17 protein-coding genes and 1 other RNA gene are annotated in these 17,567 nt (G+C 37.6%); 3 read left to right on the forward strand and 15 right to left on the reverse strand.

Translation table 11 applies throughout. The features are described from left to right. Positions 1 to 21: 21 nt before the first annotated feature. From FD27_RS05815 to FD27_RS05865, 12 genes are all read right to left on the reverse strand, one after another. A complete protein-coding gene (locus FD27_RS05815; RefSeq protein ID WP_057750909.1) occupies positions 22 to 1,014 on the reverse strand; it encodes a glycosyltransferase family 2 protein in 993 nt (330 codons plus the stop codon). 19 nt (positions 1,015 to 1,033) lie between these two features. Continuing rightward, positions 1,034 to 1,978: a capsular polysaccharide synthesis protein gene (locus FD27_RS05820; protein WP_083482697.1), complete on the reverse strand. Its 945-nt coding sequence runs from the start codon at positions 1,976 to 1,978 to the stop codon at positions 1,034 to 1,036. Then, complete coding sequence (locus FD27_RS05825) at positions 1,941 to 2,780, reverse strand: glycosyltransferase family 2 protein (RefSeq protein WP_057750916.1); 840 nt, start codon at positions 2,778 to 2,780, stop codon at positions 1,941 to 1,943. Before FD27_RS05825 ends, FD27_RS05820 begins: the two co-directional genes overlap by 38 nt. Before the next feature lie 42 nt (positions 2,781 to 2,822). Then, a complete protein-coding gene (locus FD27_RS05830) occupies positions 2,823 to 3,911 on the reverse strand; it encodes an EpsG family protein (RefSeq protein ID WP_162258504.1) in 1,089 nt (362 codons plus the stop codon). A 109-nt stretch (positions 3,912 to 4,020) separates the two neighbouring features. Next, positions 4,021 to 5,127, reverse strand: coding sequence for a glycosyltransferase family 4 protein (locus tag FD27_RS05835; protein WP_057750923.1), 1,107 nt, complete (start codon positions 5,125 to 5,127; stop codon positions 4,021 to 4,023). 18 nt (positions 5,128 to 5,145) lie between these two features. Continuing rightward, positions 5,146 to 5,547: a sugar transferase gene (locus FD27_RS05840; RefSeq protein ID WP_420814185.1), complete on the reverse strand. Its 402-nt coding sequence runs from the start codon at positions 5,545 to 5,547 to the stop codon at positions 5,146 to 5,148. Between the two features lie 31 nt (positions 5,548 to 5,578). Further along, positions 5,579 to 5,788 (reverse strand): sugar transferase, encoded by a 210-nt coding sequence (locus FD27_RS09015; protein ID WP_275453087.1) that lies wholly within the window; start codon positions 5,786 to 5,788, stop codon positions 5,579 to 5,581. A gap of 59 nt (positions 5,789 to 5,847) precedes the next feature. Then, a complete protein-coding gene (locus FD27_RS05845) occupies positions 5,848 to 6,621 on the reverse strand; it encodes a tyrosine-protein phosphatase (protein ID WP_057750926.1) in 774 nt (257 codons plus the stop codon). A gap of 12 nt (positions 6,622 to 6,633) precedes the next feature. Then, positions 6,634 to 7,404: a CpsD/CapB family tyrosine-protein kinase gene (locus FD27_RS05850; protein WP_057750929.1), complete on the reverse strand. Its 771-nt coding sequence runs from the start codon at positions 7,402 to 7,404 to the stop codon at positions 6,634 to 6,636. An 11-nt stretch (positions 7,405 to 7,415) separates the two neighbouring features. Then, positions 7,416 to 8,288 carry a YveK family protein gene (locus FD27_RS05855; protein ID WP_057750932.1) on the reverse strand — a complete coding sequence of 291 codons (873 nt, stop codon included), beginning with the start codon at positions 8,286 to 8,288 and terminating at the stop codon, positions 7,416 to 7,418. A gap of 14 nt (positions 8,289 to 8,302) precedes the next feature. Then, complete coding sequence (locus tag FD27_RS05860; protein WP_057750935.1) at positions 8,303 to 9,298, reverse strand: LCP family protein; 996 nt, start codon at positions 9,296 to 9,298, stop codon at positions 8,303 to 8,305. Between the two features lie 281 nt (positions 9,299 to 9,579). Beyond that, complete coding sequence (locus FD27_RS05865; RefSeq protein WP_057750938.1) at positions 9,580 to 10,713, reverse strand: THUMP domain-containing class I SAM-dependent RNA methyltransferase; 1,134 nt, start codon at positions 10,711 to 10,713, stop codon at positions 9,580 to 9,582. 143 nt (positions 10,714 to 10,856) lie between these two features. On the opposite strand from FD27_RS05865, the gene FD27_RS05870 reads away from it, so the two are divergent. After that, complete coding sequence (locus FD27_RS05870) at positions 10,857 to 11,972, forward strand: tyrosine-type recombinase/integrase (protein WP_057750940.1); 1,116 nt, start codon at positions 10,857 to 10,859, stop codon at positions 11,970 to 11,972. A 997-nt stretch (positions 11,973 to 12,969) separates the two neighbouring features. Here the strand turns inward: FD27_RS05870 and rnpB are convergent. The 3 genes from rnpB to FD27_RS05880 form a co-directional block, all read right to left on the reverse strand. Next, positions 12,970 to 13,344, reverse strand: an RNA gene (gene rnpB / locus FD27_RS08605) — RNase P RNA component class B. Positions 13,345 to 13,366: 22 nt separating this feature from the next. Further along, positions 13,367 to 13,732 carry a cell division regulator GpsB gene (gene gpsB, locus FD27_RS05875; protein WP_057750943.1) on the reverse strand — a complete coding sequence of 122 codons (366 nt, stop codon included), beginning with the start codon at positions 13,730 to 13,732 and terminating at the stop codon, positions 13,367 to 13,369. A 182-nt stretch (positions 13,733 to 13,914) separates the two neighbouring features. Next, complete coding sequence (locus FD27_RS05880; RefSeq protein WP_057750946.1) at positions 13,915 to 14,499, reverse strand: SLOG family protein; 585 nt, start codon at positions 14,497 to 14,499, stop codon at positions 13,915 to 13,917. An 82-nt stretch (positions 14,500 to 14,581) separates the two neighbouring features. Here FD27_RS05880 and recU point away from each other — a divergent pair, with 82 nt between their 5' ends. Next, positions 14,582 to 15,196, forward strand: coding sequence for a Holliday junction resolvase RecU (gene recU / locus FD27_RS05885; protein WP_057750949.1), 615 nt, complete (start codon positions 14,582 to 14,584; stop codon positions 15,194 to 15,196). 11 nt (positions 15,197 to 15,207) lie between these two features. Next, the gene (locus FD27_RS05890; RefSeq protein ID WP_057750952.1) at positions 15,208 to 17,433 is read left to right on the forward strand and encodes a PBP1A family penicillin-binding protein; all 2,226 of its coding nucleotides are present in this window, start codon (positions 15,208 to 15,210) and stop codon (positions 17,431 to 17,433) included. Positions 17,434 to 17,567: the final 134 nt, after the last annotated feature.

The following is a 17,567-nucleotide window of genomic DNA, read 5'->3' on the forward strand; positions in this document are numbered from 1 at the left end:
CCATAAGTATGTTAAGTAAACTTACTTTATACTTCTACTTATTTTCAACAAAAGGAACCGTAGATAGATATTGAATTTTGTAGTGAATACAATCTGTTTTATTTTATTTTTTCGACTAAGTTGAAAAAAATTCACTTTACCTTTGATAATTTCTTTATCTACGTCATTAAAAAGAATATGTGTATTACAGTTCTTATTAGGATATTTTAAAAATAAATTATCAACAATTCCTTTATTAATCTCCACATATTTATTTGATAAGAAAGATTTACTTAACCCCAACCTACTTGTCATCATGCTCATCTTAGATAGCATTATTTGACAATCGTTATAATAGTTATTATTGTATTTTCGATCCCTTAAAGCTCTAATGTTATACTTTACCAACGTATATGGATACACTGTTAGTGAATTACAATTAACAAAATAATCACAATTAAAAGCAGCATCCTCTCCGCTTTGCATTTTATTTATAAATGAAATATTATAACGATTAATTATGCTTTTTTTATAAATTTTATTCCATGGTACATTAAATTCATTCTCACTAAAAATAGATGTAAAATCATTAGTAAATTCTGCTTTATTATATTTATTTTCAACTTTATTTTTTACTATTATTGACTTTTTATTATTATTTTTTAAATTATAAGTTTTTATAAATCCAAATAAATAAAGATCAGTATTATCATTTTTCAATTTATTAAGGAATTCTTTCCCATTAAAATCGCAAAGTGTATCATCGGCGTCAACAAACCAAATATAGCTTCCAGTCGCTACATTTATTCCTAGATTTCTGGCTGCAGAAACGCCACAATTACTTGTATTAAAAACACGAACTATGTTATAACTTTCGACTATTTTCAAAGTATTATCCGTAGAACCGTCATTAATAACTATAATCTCAATTTTTTTTAATAACCCCCGAAAACAATTAATAATTGAATCTAAACATGCTGAAATTGTTTTTTCTGCATTATAAGCGGGGATAATTATAGAAAGTGTGTATGCCATTACTAAAATAATCCTTTATTTAATTGTGTATAGGTAAATTAACATCACTGTTTATGATTATATTGTAAAAAGAATTTTCATTATGTGACAAATTCTTCTTGTAAGAAAGCTTATACATTTCCGTGTCCTTTAGTATTGAATTATACTTTTCAAGGTTAAAAGGCTTATTCAAAAGTTTTGATAACTCAAATAAATTTGGATTGTTGAGTTTCTTAGTCTTACTAGTAAAGCTATAAAAATTACTCAAATTGTTCTTCCAAGCAAAAAACAATGCATAATCAATTAAAAAATAGTCAATCAAGTAATCATTCCGAGACCAATATCTCTTAAAGAAGTTGTCCATAAATACAAATATCTCAGAACCTTTACAACCTCCTATTAGGAAACCGGTCCATCTTCCCTTTGCTACAAAAAAATAATCATCGTTTGGAAATCCAGAACAAGTAAATATTGGACTGAAATATTTTTCGGTAATCTCACTAGTAACAAACATTGTTGCATCAAGCCAAAGACCACCATAATTCTTTAATAAGTTAAACCGCAATATATCAGAAAAATGAGTTAGGGTTATCATACCTTTTTCTTCTTTATCAATTATTATGTTAGATATATCAGTGAACTTTCTGAAATTACGCTTATTGATTAATATAACTTGTCTATCACCTGCATACCTTAACACTGATTTATAACATTTCTTTACTATTAACGGCATTTCATCTTTCCCTTGCCACCAAAAAACCCAAATTGGACCATTGTTCTCACTTTCTTGTTTAAAATCGATTACATCAGTGTCATGAAGGGCTTCAAGTAAGTACGAACTAATTCTATTTAGAATTAATTTATGTCTCATCATATTGAATCTTTTCCTAAAACTAACTGAAAGGTTTAACTTCCTGTTAATCTTTGCAACATTTAATAGAAATCTATTATATACTTCGTCTATTTTTGTTATATTTTTCATCATGCCTCGTTCTAACTTTATAAACTAAATTTTTAGGTAAAATACCAATAATTAAAGGTTTTAATACAAAAGGGAAATACCTTACAAAAGGTATTTTCAGTCTTCTAAAGCCATTAAATCTAACAATAGACTCATAAATTCTATATTTATATTTTGATTTGGCATATACTTCTCTTTTACCAACATAATACTTATATAAATATTTTGGAATATTATATCCATAATACCCATTTGAGTATAGCTTCATATACAAATCATAATCCTCAGCTCTGGAGGTAATCTTGCCTTCTGTATACCCATTAACCTTTTGTAAATCCTGTTTTCTAAACATCGTTGCTGGATGCAAGAACGGTGAAGTCCATAAGAAGTTATTTATCGAAGGAGTATTTATAGCGTCTTTTTTTATTAAAGTTTCTCCATTATCTATAAAATAACTAGTAGAAACAAAACTATAGTTAGAATTATTGAGTAGAAACTTGACTTCAATCTCTAAGCGTGTAGGCAAAGAAACATCATCATCATCCATTCTAGCAACGTACTCACCATCAGCATGCTTAATACAGTTATTCAAAGCAGATGCTAAGCCTAAATTATACTCATTTTTTATTACTGTAAATCTACTATCTTCTTTTTCTAGATTCTTAAGTTTACTATATGAGCCATCCGTTGAACCATCATCACAAATAATACACTGCCAGTTTGTATACGTCTGGTCTTTCAATGATTTTATTGCATTCATCCACCTTGGGGAAAGATTATGTACACCAATTATTACTGAAATAAGAGGTGTCGATTCTATTTGCAACGTTATGCCTCCTTAAGTTACAATCTCTTTAACACCAAATGACTAACTATTTACTGCTATTATATAAGGATAAACCATTCCATTATTATTTTGGATAACCTGAATATAGAAAATTAAGCCCAAATAAATAATGAACAATAGTTGGATTATGATTTTTGATAATGTAGGCTTTCTAAACATATTATTAATAATCAAAGGATATCCTATGACCTTTGCAATCCCGAAAACTAATAATAATCTGGCAACAGCCGGAGAAATATTTTGTAAAGGTATCATTATTAATTCAAAAACGATAAGTAAGTAAATAAATATATCAGCTCTCTTATTATTTTCTTTATTATGAATAATGCACCAAAGCATGCAAATAATCATTGGCAGTCTAATAGCTCCAGTTAATAAAATTGGAACTTTAACATTTCCAACCAAATACTCGGAATATTTATCACTAAGGAGTCCCCCAAAGTTTAAAAAACCAATCGTTTTGGGAAGTAAAAGAATTAATGCAGTAATTATGCCGATAGCAATGACTAACTTTTTCTTATCCTTAAACTTCATCACACTATACCCAGTTAAGAAAATTAGTATTCCAATAATTGATGAATTGTGGAAAAGACAGGCTACTGCAAATAACAATATTGATTTAATCCTCTGGTTCCTATACATATAGGCTATTCCTAATAATATAAAAGAAAGTGCAATCATTTGCCTCAAAATATTAAAAGAGGACGTATAAAACATAAAGCAATAGGTCATCCAGCCTAAAGTAACGCTGAGATTCCTAGACATTATATTTAATGCTAAAAAAACATTTAATGCTATCAAGGATTGGCATAAAAAATAAAATACATGAGGACTCAAACCACTTTTTGCTACAAAATAACAAATAATTGAAAAGCCATATTCCACTCCGCTAATATGCTTTAAGCTACCACAATACTGGACCAAATTGGCTGCCGTATTAGCATAGTTATAAAACAGGTTATAATTAACTGTATCCGTCCCAATGGAATAATCACGTAAGCCACTAACTAAAGCAAGAACCAGTATTCCCAACATAACAAATAATATTTGAAAGAATTTACTTTTTCGCTTATTGAATAAAGAAGAAATTCCTATAAAAAGACTTGACATAAAGAAAATGCAATAATAGAACATGTTGACCTCTAAACTTTATTTATTCATGCTAATCACTTGGATAAATTTCATTAAAAATGCAACCTGCACGTGAAATTGTCAAATATTAATTATTAAGTAATTTATCATATACAGCATTAATGCTTCTTAAATTATGGTCTAGCGTGAAATAATTATTAAACATTTCCAAGCTATTTTTTCCCATGCTTCTTACATTTGCAGGATTTTTTATTAATTTCAATATACTCTTCTCTAGATCACTTTGCGATTGGACCAAATAACCATTGATATTGTTCTTTACTAGTTCGGAATTTCCACCAACATTACTTGCTATGATAGGAAGGCCATAACTCATCGCCTCGATGATACTAATCGGAAGGCCTTCATAAAAAGAAGTAAGTATGTAAACATCATTTTCTATTAAATATGGGGACACATCATCCTTAAATCCAACAAAATTAATATTTGAAGAAAGATTTAGTTTACTTACTAATTTTTTATATTGCGTTAATGTACTTCCATCACCAACAAATGTCAACTTCCAAAGGCCTTTGTCAATTTTACTCATAGTATTTATTAGCATTTTTTGATTCTTTTGTTCAGAGAATCTGGCAACCATAACTAATCTTAAAGGATTATGGATTGACAAATTAACATCAGTTCTTTGGGGTTTATATGATCCATTGTGTATAACAACAACATTTGATTTATCAGTTAGTACTCCATCTCTAAGTCCAATTTTCTTATCATACTCTGAAACACATATAAAAAGAGTTGTTAATGAAGAAACGTATTTTTCGATTAATCTATAGACGTATCGTTTAAAAGCAGAAGGTACTCCATCAGTAAAAGCCCATCCATGAACTGTAAAGATAACTTTTGTTCGGCTTCTCAACCCAATACAAGCTAATCTACCGATTGTTCCCGCCTTTGAAGAATGCAAATGCAGGATATCAGGATGCTCATGTGTTATCAATCTTCGTAATTCAAAAATAGCCTTAACGTCACTAATAGGACTAATCTCTCTTTTTAAGGAGGACAATAAAATTATTTTGACTCCCTTAATAGATTTTATCTTGGTCAAAAGAGGCCCTTCATTTCCTACTACAAAGATAACTTGGTTTCCTCTTTTAATTTGATCTTTACATAGTTCCAATACATGCAACTGGGCACCACCCCAGGATGAGCTAGTAATACAATACATTATTTTCATTTTTTATTTACTCCAAAACTACTGTTTCCCTTCATGAATACCTCGACTACGAATTACATCAAATATTGTCTTAAAAAAGATAGAAATATCTAGAAAAAGACTAATATTCAACGCATACTTACCGTCATATGAAGCTTTGTTCTCATCAGTGACTTCGTCTCTCCCATGAACTTGTGCAAGTCCAGTAATACCAGGAAGAATACGTGAAGCTCCATATTCATCACGCATTGCTAAAACATCCTTTTCAGCAGGAATCAACGGACGAGGCCCAATAATACTCATATCGCCCTTTAATACATTAAATAGCTGTGGTAATTCATCTAAACTAGTTTTTCGAATAACTTTTCCAACAGTCGTAATGTACTTTTCAGGATTATCAAAATTTTCAGTAGCCATCTGATGAGGAGCATTCTTATTCATTGATCGGAACTTCAGTATTGTGAATGGTACATCATTTTTCCCAATCCGTATTTGTTTGTTTAAACAAAACTGGTTCGTTTGGTGAGTCCAATTTAATCCAAATAGCAATAAAAAGCATTGGGATAGCTAGTAGGATTACTGCAATTAGGCTAATAACAATATCAAATAAACGTTTAAAAAAGTCACGATACCAGTGAAATGAATGCTGATTATCCAGATCCTCCTCATTGATCATCTGCATTGCTTACCCCTCTTTTCTGGTTTAAAATCCCCTAAAATAAGTTATTTTCCTAAGATAATTCAAAATAGCCAAAACTTCTTTTTCTTCTTCAGTGGACGAATATCATTACTCAAAACATCTTCACCATTGATAATGGAACGGGCATTATCCGCATATTGTTCTGCAAGTGATCGTCCGAACTCTTGACTCATCTTTCCAAATGCCTGTCGCATTTCATATTTGCGTCCCGGTAAATCATGAGCGTCGGAAGCAAAGACATACCCCTGGCCATTGGCAATTAACCGTTGACTGAAATTAGCAACCTTCTTGCCAAACGTGCCAACATAAGAGCTGGCGGTAATTTGAGATAAACATCCCTTCTGTAATAATTCATACAGCAATTCTGGATGTGCTATAATTTTTGTATTTCTTTCAGGGTGAACAATCACTGGCGTAATTCCCCGTTGTTGCAATTCAAAAATCATTTGACTGGCGTAATGAGGGACATCATCATCTGGAAATTCCAACATTAAGTAACGGTTGCCTTCGTCAGCAAATAGGATATCATCCTTATCTAACGCTTCAATTAACCCACCATTAATCCTAACTTCCTGGCCGGGAAAAACCGTTAATGGAATATTATGACTGGCTAACTGCTGACGAAACTGATCAGTTAACTGAATCACGTCTTGTTTGTGATTGACAAAACGACCGTTCATATGATGAGGAGTCAACAAGGCATGTGTGATGCCATTTTCAACTGCCTCACGCGCTAATTGTAATGAGATACCCATGTTTTTTGACCCGTCATCAATTCCGGGAAGAAGATGACAATGCAAGTCAACCATTACCATAATGATCAGTCCTTACTTATTATCAGTTGAATAGCCATATCCGTAACCATAACCATAACCATATCCATAACCATATCCATAGGCGGAATCACCGCCACGCCCAACATCGTTCATGACGTAGCCGAGTAGTCTGGCCTTTGACAATTTAGTTAATTCAACAGCTCGTTTAGCAGCGATCTTTTGAGTTTGACCAACCTTTACGACTAAAACAACGCCATCTAGTTGACTAATTAAAGCTTGCGTATCAGAAACTTCTAATAAAGGTGGAACATCCAAAATAACAACGTCAAAGGCATTCCGCACAGCGTTAAGAAGTGAACGCATCCGCTTTGAGTTAAGCAACTCTGCCGGATTTGGCGGAATTGGCCCAGATGTTATTACCGAGAGATTGTTGACATCCGTTCCACGAACCATACTGGTAATGTCAACAGTTTCTTCATCTGCAGTTAAAATACTTGTCAACCCCACCTGATTACTGAGGTTAAACGTCTTATGCAACGTAGGTCGCCGCAAATCGGCATCAATCAACAAAACCCGCTTGCCAGTATTTGCCCAAACAACGGCAATATTAGCAGCGACAGTGGACTTACCTTCACTAACATTAGCTGACGTAAAAGCTAGAGATTTAATTGGCCGGTCAATACCCATAAATGAAATGTTAGTCCGAATTGTCCGAAACTGTTCAGCAATTACACTTTTAGGCTGAGCCACCGTGATCAACTTAACGCCATTATGAATACTATTGTTATCTACTCGAGAATGCTTACGAAATAAATTAACCACAATTGACCTCCCTATACACGTCGATGACTATGCTTGCTACTGTGTCGTTCATTTACCAAATCCATATGAATATGGCTAACGGCTCCTAAGTTGGTTAATCCTAACTCACTGGTCATAAAGTCATCACTCTTAATAGTGGTATCCGTCAGATCCTTAATAAGAATATAAGCAAATGAACCCAACAGGCCAAATAATGCACCTGCTAAAGTAAATAGCTTCTTATTCGGGAATGACGGTGATGATGGAACCGAGGCATAAGAGACAATCGTCACATTGTTAACCGACATAATCTTCTTAATCTTACGTTTGAAAACAGATGAGACGGTATTAGCTACTGCAGCTGACTTTTGCGGATTATTTGTCTTGACATTCAAACTGAATACCTGTGAGTTTTGCTGAGTTTGAACTGAGATAGCCTTCTTCAATTGTGCAGTAGTGACATGGTAAGACTTATTACGAACCTGCTTAACCACTGCCGGCCGTGATGCACGAATAAGTTCTTTCCGTCCAGCCGCATTTTCCCGATAGACAGCTTTCCGCGCTGGGGTAATCACCTCAACTGGATTATCAAGCTGCTTACTTGCTTCCTTCAGAATAACCTGGTTGGTAATGATATCCTTATACGTGTTGATCATTTGAATATCAGCTTGCTGGTTATTGTAAGCTTGATCACTGTTGTTGCCATGCTTCTGGTTAACCAAGATTTGCGTAGAAGCAGTATATTGGGGAATGATTACAAATTCAGCAACCACAAAGCCAAATACCGCGACAATCAAGGTCCAAATTATCATTAACTTAATGTGCGAACGACAAAGAACGATTAACCGGTGAAGGTCAATTTGGTTATCACGATTAGTCGTTGCTTCAGAATTATTGTTATTCACTGCTAAACTCCTTATTATTTCAAACTATTTTGTAGTAAATTCGTAATTCGTTGTGTTTCATCATGTGAGACGACTTGGAAAGAGGTACCACCCTCGTTGTCATTATCACCGTCAGCGTAATCCTGAACCACATGAGCACGGGCACTACGATAATGACGAGCCAATTGAAGCATATCGTGCAGACTCAGGTCTGTCTGTGAACTGTTAGAAATGGAATTCAGGAAACTCTTATTCAAGACCGTCTTGTAGGAGACCGACTTCTTCAACAAGGCTGCTATAACTAGCCGCTGGCGCTGCTGACGACCATAATCACCATTTGGATCTTCATGCCGCATCCGACTGAACCGCAATGCTTGTTGACCATTTAGGTGGTATGTCTTTCCTTTTTGGAAGGTGCTCCCTTCAAAGCTGAAGGAGATTGGTGAAGTAACATTGACACCACCGACCTTATTAATTGCTTTTTCCAAGCCATTCATATTAACAAGTAGGTAGAAGTCGATTGGAATATTGAACTTCTTTTGAATCGTGTTAATACTTTCCTTGACACCGCCATATGTATACGCCGCATTGATTTTTGATGGAGAGTATTGCGGATAGTTAGGAAGGTTAACTTTCATATCCCGTGGCAGACTGACGATTGTGGTGGTCTTAGTTTTGGGATTGACTGTCAAAATCATAATAGTATCAGTCCGCCCTTTATCAGTACGACCCAATGCACCGGTATCAGTTCCCAATAATAGGATAGAAACTGGTTTCCGTTGTGCCAAGACTTGATTAGCGTTCCGCTTAACATCAGCACCAGATTTGCTATACATATCATTGGAAGTAACACTAATATTATGCCAAGCAACCCCGGCAAAAATTAACGCCACCACAACCAATGCGCCAATTGCGGACCAAAGGATTCGTAATCCCTTTGACATCCGACGATGATGCCGGTGATGATGATGGTGGTGACGATGATGATAATGATGGTGTAAATCAACATTTTGAACTTGCTTGTCAGTCATGCTAGACGCTTCCTCTGTGTTGTTATGCTGACTGTTATTATACAACTTCAAAAAACGCCGAAATCACGGTGCTTATGCCACTTTTTAAGAATTTACTTATATTACTATAAACTGAACAATTCGCCTATTTTATGGACTTTCTTGCAGTTTTTATGATTAAATACAATGTATTGTGTCAATCAAATTGTTTGTGAAACGATAAATTTTAAATTTTTTTAAAGCAAAATGCACATATCAATGGCAAATTATTCCATTGATATGTGCATTATTATTTAATAATATTACCGAACCTTCTTACCCCAGTATTGGAACAAGTCGGTCCGCAAAGCCCCGTTATAAAGCTTACGGCGCTTAGTTGCTCTCGCACCATAGAACTTTTCAAATTCTAAATCAGCCGTCAAAATATACTTACTCCAACTAGTTAACGGTCGATAAAGTTGCCCCATTTGACAGTACAAGTCCCGCACAGTTTCCTGATCACTTAACCGTTCCCCGTATGGTGGGTTGGCAACAATTACCCCATTCTGTTGATCAGTTCGCCAGTCTTTAACCGCGAGCTGCTTAAAAGTAATATCATGTGTAAGCCCAGCAGCACGACAATTTTCTTGGGCAATATCAACCATGTTCTGATCAATATCATAACCATGGATATCTAATTTTACGTCGTAGTCAGCTTTACTATCAGCTTCATCCCGAACATCATCTGACATCCCATCGGGAACTAGGTTCACCCACTGTTCACAGACAAATGGCCGATTAATCCCCGGCGCAATATTATGACCATACAACGCCGCCTCAATTGGAATCGTCCCTGACCCGCAAACCGGATCAACAAACGGATTATCAGGGAACCAATGAGCAAGCATTACTAAAGCAGCGGCCATATTTTCCTTTAGTGGAGCGCCACCCTTGGCTTTCCGATAACCACGTTTAAATAAACTGTCACCGGTTGTGTCTAGAGTCAGTAAGACATGGTCCTTAACGATCGAAACTTCTAACGGATATAAAGCGCCAGTTTCAGGCAACCGCGTACGCCGATGATAAACATCACTGATCCGCCGAACAATAGCCTTTTTGACAATTGCCTGCACGCTCGGGACATTATGCAATTGTGAACGGTGACTTTTCCCTTCAACTGGGAACTCTGCATCGACTGGCAAGAGACTCTCCCAAGGTAAAGCCCGAGTCTTTTCAAATAATTCATCAAAGGTCGTTGCTTGAAATTCACCAACAATGATCTTAATTCGATCAGCGGTTCGTAACCAGACATTTGCCGTCAAGACATCATGCATTGTCCCAGTGAACCGCACTCGACCATTTTCAACCTGGGTGTCATATCCTAAAGCTCTTAGTTCTTTACCGACAAGGGCCTCAATTCCAGAAGCCGCGGTCGCCATTAATTGGTATGTTTGCAAATTATATTACTCCTTGTTCAAATTACTATCATCATTATACTATTGGCCCGCGTCTGGAGCTAGATCAGCTAAGGATTATTGCTTCACTTTTTAATTGCGACGCTGCAATATAATTGCAGGGGTAAGCAGGAAGGATAATTCTTATGTGGATTGAAAAAAGAACAAACCACCGATTTAAGTTTGTTGAACAATACAAAGACCCTTTAACAGACAAATACAGACGCGTGTGCGTCACATATAATCGCAATAACTGTCATACTCGAAAGCAAGCTCATTTGGTATTATCAAAACGCATTAACCAACGACTGATAGTGGCTGGTAATCAAATATTAAAACCAAAGATAACATTAGTTGAAGTGGTCCACCAATGGTTAAATTATTTCAGACCGCGAGTCAAGTTCAATACCTATCGGAATAATGTAAGCCGTGCTAAACATATTCTTAATGATTTGGGCAACGACACAATCATTACAAGAATCAACTCGTGTCTCCTCATGAATTACTTTGATAACTTATTCTACGTTCACCACTATAAAAATTCGACCGTGCAAAAGTTTCGGGGAACTCTCAACAATATTTTTAAGTTTGCGATGCAACATCGGTACCTTAACCGTAATCCTCTTAATAATGTCCAGATAAATTATCACTACAATTTTTCACGAAATCACCTAGAACGTAATTTCCTCGATGATGAAGAACTAAAAGCCGTGCTTTCTTATATGTATCAGCGTTCTCCACATTATGGACGCTTTTGTGAATTCCTCTATTTAACCGGATTGCGGTACGGTGAAGCAGCTTCTTTATATCCAAAAAATATTTACCCGAATAGCCACGGACAAGTAATTGCGGCAGTCCGCGGCACTTTAGTTCAAGGTAAAAAGCAGCCAAGCCCTAAGACAACTGAAAGTATTCGCGATGTAGTTCTTCCAGAACAAGCTATTCAATTATGCATTAATGAGATGAAAAGTCATGATTCACCTGCAAAATTCGTTTTTACATCTGACCGTGGTAAGCCGCTAGGAAACACAGTTCTTAATACATGGCTCCATCATGCTAAGCAGGACCTTCGTATCCGTAAGCACTTATCCCTACATACTTTTCGCCATACCCATATCTCTAAGTTAGCAGAATTAGGCGTTCCTTTATACTTGATTCAAGCCCGTGTCGGTCATAAAGATGCCCAAACTACAAAAGAAATTTACCTACATGTAACAAAAAAAGCAGAATTGATACTTGATAATAAACTAGACCAGCTCTGATTTTCCCCCTATTTGTGTCCATCAGTTTTAAAAGAAATGAATTCTACTAGTTATTCTAAAATTACTCTGGCTATTCTATTATTCTCCCTTTGAATAAACATATAAAAAGTACTAATTGGATCCAATAATTACTTTGAATCATCTCTCATGATATTAAAGTTTTCCTTAAAGTTCAACAGTTTTTAACAGTTTTATCACTCTACGTTACTTTTTGAAGGTAACCTGCACTTTCAGACCAATGGTTGTAAAATTTAAATGAATAAAGTTTATTCATCAAACGATACTCCAAACACGACTAAGGCTTGGAAACATTATTTCATCGTTATTAGTAAATAAAGTATAAATTAATTTATGTCAAGTATAAAATTGAGTATTTTACTTACAAATAATTTAAAAATGGATGATATGCGATAAGTGAAATATTTTCCTAATTTTATATAATAATTTTCTTTCCCAAAATGTGTTTAAGTAGTAAAAAATGGTAAAGATACATAAAAATAAACCATTTTGAACTAAGGAGAAGAAACATCATGAAGAACAATACCTTATTTACTACAACTAAACAGTCAACAACCAGAAACTCCAATTATTAAATCACAAAAAGTTGCTTTGCAGGTAATCGTCGTTGTAAATCATCATAAAATTAACTAAGTATTTCCTGACCGAATTTGCGGGGAATTGTAGTAATTATTAGCTCGTCTTGCCACATATCTCTATTATATTGAACCATCGTTAGAAAACTTATTCACATTTTTTGCCACTGAGATAAGTGAATAAGTAATTTTTGGGTATCGAATAATAAAAGGAAGTTTTACCAATACGATTACGATGAATCGATTGCTGATCTACGTACCAAAAAGCACCCAACTAGTTATGTCATTTAGTAGTTCTAAATTTTTCTCTTTCGATATGTTGTTTTGTTGTTTAAGTTAAAGTAAATAAATACTTTGAGTGCTAATAAAAAACCCGGGACGAACCCGGGCGCCTGTTTGCAAGAATCTGTAGGCCATGTTTTGTCGTAGTATAACCATCAGGCAATGATTATACCGAGGTAATCATCTATCTCAGAGCAAAATGCTCTCCCCTGGAATCACTTCAATTTGTTATCCAAAGCTCCCCTACCGTAGTTTGGGTTTACCGCTTGAGGGGTTTACCGCGTTCCATCTAGCTAGTTTCCTAGTTAGGTCGTCCCTGTGGCACTTTTCAGGAATACTCAGGCATAGTAAAACCGTAGCCGTTTTTTCCGCCGTCACCGAATGAATCGGTGCCCCGCCTTATCGTTTCAGCGAGCACAAACACTACAAGCATCGCAGCTTGTGCGAGCATGGACCTTCCTAACATAGCGCATGGCTATGCTCAATTACCCAAAACTTGCAAAATGTTAATTTTTAAAATTAAAGCAAATGAGAATCGTTTCCTTCGTCGCCACTGTTCATTTGGGTACCAAAGACACGGCGTTCCAACTTGGAAAGACGCTTTAAGATATCCATGTTAGTGGCGTTGGAAATTGGTTGACTGGCAGCGGCACCGTTATTCATTGAAGAGCCGACTTCAACTTGACGGTTCAATTCATCTACCTTTGCCCGTAACTGTTCATTTTCACTGTTCAGGCGATCCAATTCCTTATTAAAAGTATCATAATCCTTGATAACATCGTCCAAGAAAGAATCGACGTCGGCTTCATCATAACCCTTACCAATGTTCTTTTCTTTAAACTGCTTATGCAAAATATCTTGTGCTGTAAATTTAATGTTATCCAAGATTGACACCTCAATTGCTTGATTTCAAATACAATAACAATCATACCGAAACGATTTGGCAATTTCAAGAGTGAATCTGACTGATAGCTAATTCTTTAACGGATATTAATGGATTAATCCCTCACACAACTTTTTCCTTATATATAGGAAACTACTATTCGATGCCCAATCGTTATCTACTATTAATAACCATGTTCGCTCATTTTCTTCTCACGCTCGCGCTCTTCCCATTCGGTGGCCGCTTCTTGGAGCTCATCAAAGTCAATTACGCGTAGGCGGTAATCGTTCCGTTCACCATATTTTTTAACCGCCTGGTAGTCATACTTGGGCTTGCCCGGGTGATCAGGATCATAGATCAATAAACACTCATCGGTATGAGTGAGCATAAAACGTTGGTAATTACGAAGTTGTTGGGGTGATTGGTAAGGATGATCGCTAGTTGAAGCGACAAAGTCGACTTGTTCACGTAATTGTGCTAATTTGACCTGGTTAGCTTCGTTCCACTGCTGGCCAAACTCAGTGAAGGGCAACATCATTGACAGTTTAAGCTGGTGGTAGTCCTTCTTCAAGGCTAGGCCACATTCTAATGCCCATTGTTCTGTCCCTAATTGGGGACCTGTAATTAACCAAAATTCATCGTCACTGGCATCCAACCGCTGATGGAGTTCCTGCTGGAGGACCGACTTAATTACCGTAACTTTGGGATCATCATCCTTAAACACATTTAATTCATAGCTCCGGTAGCCACTAACCCAAATTCGGTGCATAAAAAGTCCTCCGTAATATTTCTGTATCAATCATTCACAACTTTCTCTGGTATAATACATCTAGTTAGGAGAGTGAGCAATAATGACAATTCACTATCCCAATGGTCAGCAGCCACGGAAACACTATTCTGCTTCTCGTGATCTGCCGACTCCTCACCAGTCAATTTACGCTAAGCGAGGAATGTCGTTGGAAGATGAAATCAACCATAGTAACCAGTATTACCTAGCTAACCACATTGCTGTGATCCATAAGAAACCCACACCAATCCAATTAGTGAAGGTTGATTATCCCAAACGAAGCGCCGCGGTCATTCGGGAGGCCTATTTCCGCCGACCATCAACGACCGATTACAATGGCGTCTATAAGGGTTACTACATTGACTTTGATGCCAAGGAAACCCGTAATAAACGTTCCTTCCCATTAAAGAACTTTCATCCCCACCAAATCCGCCACATGCGTGAATGCGTTGACCAGGGTGGTATTTGCTTTGCATTCATTAAATTTACCGAATTAGATCAAATTTTTCTATTACCAGCAACTACCCTGTTCAAGTACTGGGATCAGCAATCTGACGGTGGCAGAAAGTCAATCCTACTGAAAGATATCAGTGCCGCTGGTTTTCAAATTCACTACCGTCTTAATCCCCGCCTCCCCTATCTCGATGCGGTGGACCAGATGATTGCCAATAAAGAGTAAAGGAGAATATCATGTCAAATAACGAGGAAACTCGTCGTGAAGATCTGAATTACCCTAGTTCAGATTACGACGGGAATGGCGGTGGTAAGGGGCCACTGCTGAAACGAATTTTGATCTGGGTTGCCGGGGTCATCCTGTTATTGTTTGTCGCCGGAACGGCCCTCTTCTTCTACTATGCTTCGAGCGCCCCAAAGGTGTCATATAACGAATTGGCCAGTCAGAATACCACCACTATTTATGATGCTAATGACAAGGTCATTTCACGGTTAGGGGCCCAAAAGCGTGACTACGCCAAAGCAGACCAGATTCCTGATAACTTGAAGCATGCGGTCGTGGCGATTGAAGACCGGCGCTTTTACAAGCACCACGGGGTTGACATTCGCCGGATCCTCGGTGCTGCCACTAACAACATTATTGGTCGGTCCGATGGCATGCAAGGGGGATCCACTTTGACCCAACAACTGGTTAAGTTGTCTGTCTTCTCGACCGCTGCATCTGACCGGACCTTCAAGCGAAAGGCCCAGGAAGCCTGGTTAGCAATTAACGTGGAACGGCACTTTAGTAAGAATCAAATTCTGACCTTCTACATTAATAAGGTTTACATGGGTAACGGAGTCTACGGAATGAAGACCGCTGCTCAATATTACTTTGGTAAGAATTTGAATGATCTAGACTTATCCCAGATGGCTTTACTCGCCGGGATGCCGCAGTCACCAACCTATTACAACCCCCTCGCTTCCAATACCAAGTACGCCACTGAACGACGGAATGAAGTCTTGAACGCGATGGTGCGGTCAAATTACATTACCAAGAGCCAAGCCCAAAGCGCTGCTCAAGATAGTGTGACTGATGGCCTCGACCCTAACCACGGTGATGTTGAATCTTCTGATACCAACGTCAAGGAAAAGATCGTTGACCCATATGTTAAGGAAGTTATGACCCAATTATCTGCATTGGGTTACGATCCTAACCGGGACGGCTTACAAGTCCACACTAACATGGACCTGGGTGCCCAAAAGCACTTGTACAATGCCGCTAATAATGAAGTTGCTTTCCAAGGTAACAATATGCAAGCAGGGGTGGCAGTTACGAATCCACACAACGGTCAAGTGGTTGCAATGCTGGGTGGCCGGCATACTGGTAACGTTATCTACGGCCTGGACCGGGCTGTCCAAGAAAACCGGTCATCTGGTTCGGCTGCTAAGCCATTAATGGATTACGGCCCGGCAATCGAATACCTGCAATGGCCAACCTTCAAGACCGTTTCTGATACCAAGTTCTACTGGCCAGGAACGGATAAGGTTCTGCATGACTTTGATAACAAATACAAGGGTAATATGACAATGCGGTCCGCCCTCGTTGAATCGCGGAACGTTCCCGCTATTCGGACGTTGCAAGAAGTTGGTATTTCTCGAGCTACTGATTTCCTAAAGGGCCTCGGCATTTCCCAGAAGAAGCCATACAACCTCCAGAACGGGATTGGTTTGTACATCTCACCACTAAAGATGTCTGCTGCTTATGCGGCCTTTGCAAATGGTGGAACTTACTACAAGCCATACTACATTGATTCGATCACAACCCAAGATGGTAAGACGCGGAACTTTAGTCCATCCGGTAAGCGGGCCATGAGCAAGGCCACTGCTTACATGATGACCGATATGCTGAAGGGTGTCTTCACAAACAGTCAATCAACGGGGACGGCCGCGCACATGAGTGGTGTTAACCAAGCCGGAAAGACCGGGACGACCAACTTCCCTGGTTCTAACCAATCTGGGGTCATGGATTCCTGGATGGCTGGTTACACGAAGAACTACTCTGTCGCCGTTTGGACTGGGTTTGATCACCCATTCAATAATGGGGCCATTAACAGTGCTTATGAACGGACAGCGGTTCTCCTTTACAAGAGCATCATGCAATACCTTGATAATGAGAACCACGCCTCTGATTGGAAGATGCCTGATACGGTGGAAGCCGTTCGGGTTAACGGCAAACGGCAACTAGTCATTAAGGATTCCAAGTGGGCCTTGATGTACGGTGCCTGGACTGACGATGATGAATCGAGTGCTAGTTCTGAATCGAAGAACTCAGAATCAAGCAATTCAATCTCCGAAAGCCGGACTGTTGAAAGTATCTTGAACAGCTCTAGCAAGACGGAGGAATCAAGTGCTAGTTCATCCTCTGCGCCTGCTAGTTCGTCTGCACCTGCTACCACTACGCAACCAAATAATAATCACTAACTAGTAATAATTAGTTATATTGAATAAAGGTGCTTCACAATTATTAGATTTAGGTCTAGTAACTGTGAAGCACCTTTTTATAACTAAATAAAATATATTAACAGCAGAAACTATTAAGCAACTTAATTCACTTC

The sequence above is a fragment of the Limosilactobacillus frumenti DSM 13145 genome (assembly GCF_001436045.1).
Lineage (GTDB): Bacteria > Bacillota > Bacilli > Lactobacillales > Lactobacillaceae > Limosilactobacillus > Limosilactobacillus frumenti.

Bases quoted from the DNA above. Each gene is read 5' to 3' on its own strand.
- FD27_RS09015 (WP_275453087.1), bottom strand. From the start codon at position 5,788: ATGCAGATGATCAATGAGGAGGATCTGGATAATCAGCATTCATTTCAC.
- FD27_RS05870 (WP_057750940.1), top strand. From the start codon at position 10,857: ATGTGGATTGAAAAAAGAACAAACCACCGATTTAAGTTTGTTGAACAA.
- FD27_RS05815 (WP_057750909.1), bottom strand. From the start codon at position 1,014: ATGGCATACACACTTTCTATAATTATCCCCGCTTATAATGCAGAAAAA.
- FD27_RS05860 (WP_057750935.1), bottom strand. From the start codon at position 9,298: ATGACTGACAAGCAAGTTCAAAATGTTGATTTACACCATCATTATCAT.
- FD27_RS05840 (WP_420814185.1), bottom strand. From the start codon at position 5,547: ATGAATAAGAATGCTCCTCATCAGATGGCTACTGAAAATTTTGATAAT.
- FD27_RS05845 (WP_057750926.1), bottom strand. From the start codon at position 6,621: ATGGTAATGGTTGACTTGCATTGTCATCTTCTTCCCGGAATTGATGAC.
- FD27_RS05830 (WP_162258504.1), bottom strand. From the start codon at position 3,911: ATGTCAAGTCTTTTTATAGGAATTTCTTCTTTATTCAATAAGCGAAAA.
- FD27_RS05880 (WP_057750946.1), bottom strand. From the start codon at position 14,499: ATGCACCGAATTTGGGTTAGTGGCTACCGGAGCTATGAATTAAATGTG.
- FD27_RS05820 (WP_083482697.1), bottom strand. From the start codon at position 1,978: ATGATGAAAAATATAACAAAAATAGACGAAGTATATAATAGATTTCTA.
- FD27_RS05835 (WP_057750923.1), bottom strand. From the start codon at position 5,127: ATGAAAATAATGTATTGTATTACTAGCTCATCCTGGGGTGGTGCCCAG.
- FD27_RS05890 (WP_057750952.1), top strand. From the start codon at position 15,208: ATGTCAAATAACGAGGAAACTCGTCGTGAAGATCTGAATTACCCTAGT.
- recU (WP_057750949.1), top strand. From the start codon at position 14,582: ATGACAATTCACTATCCCAATGGTCAGCAGCCACGGAAACACTATTCT.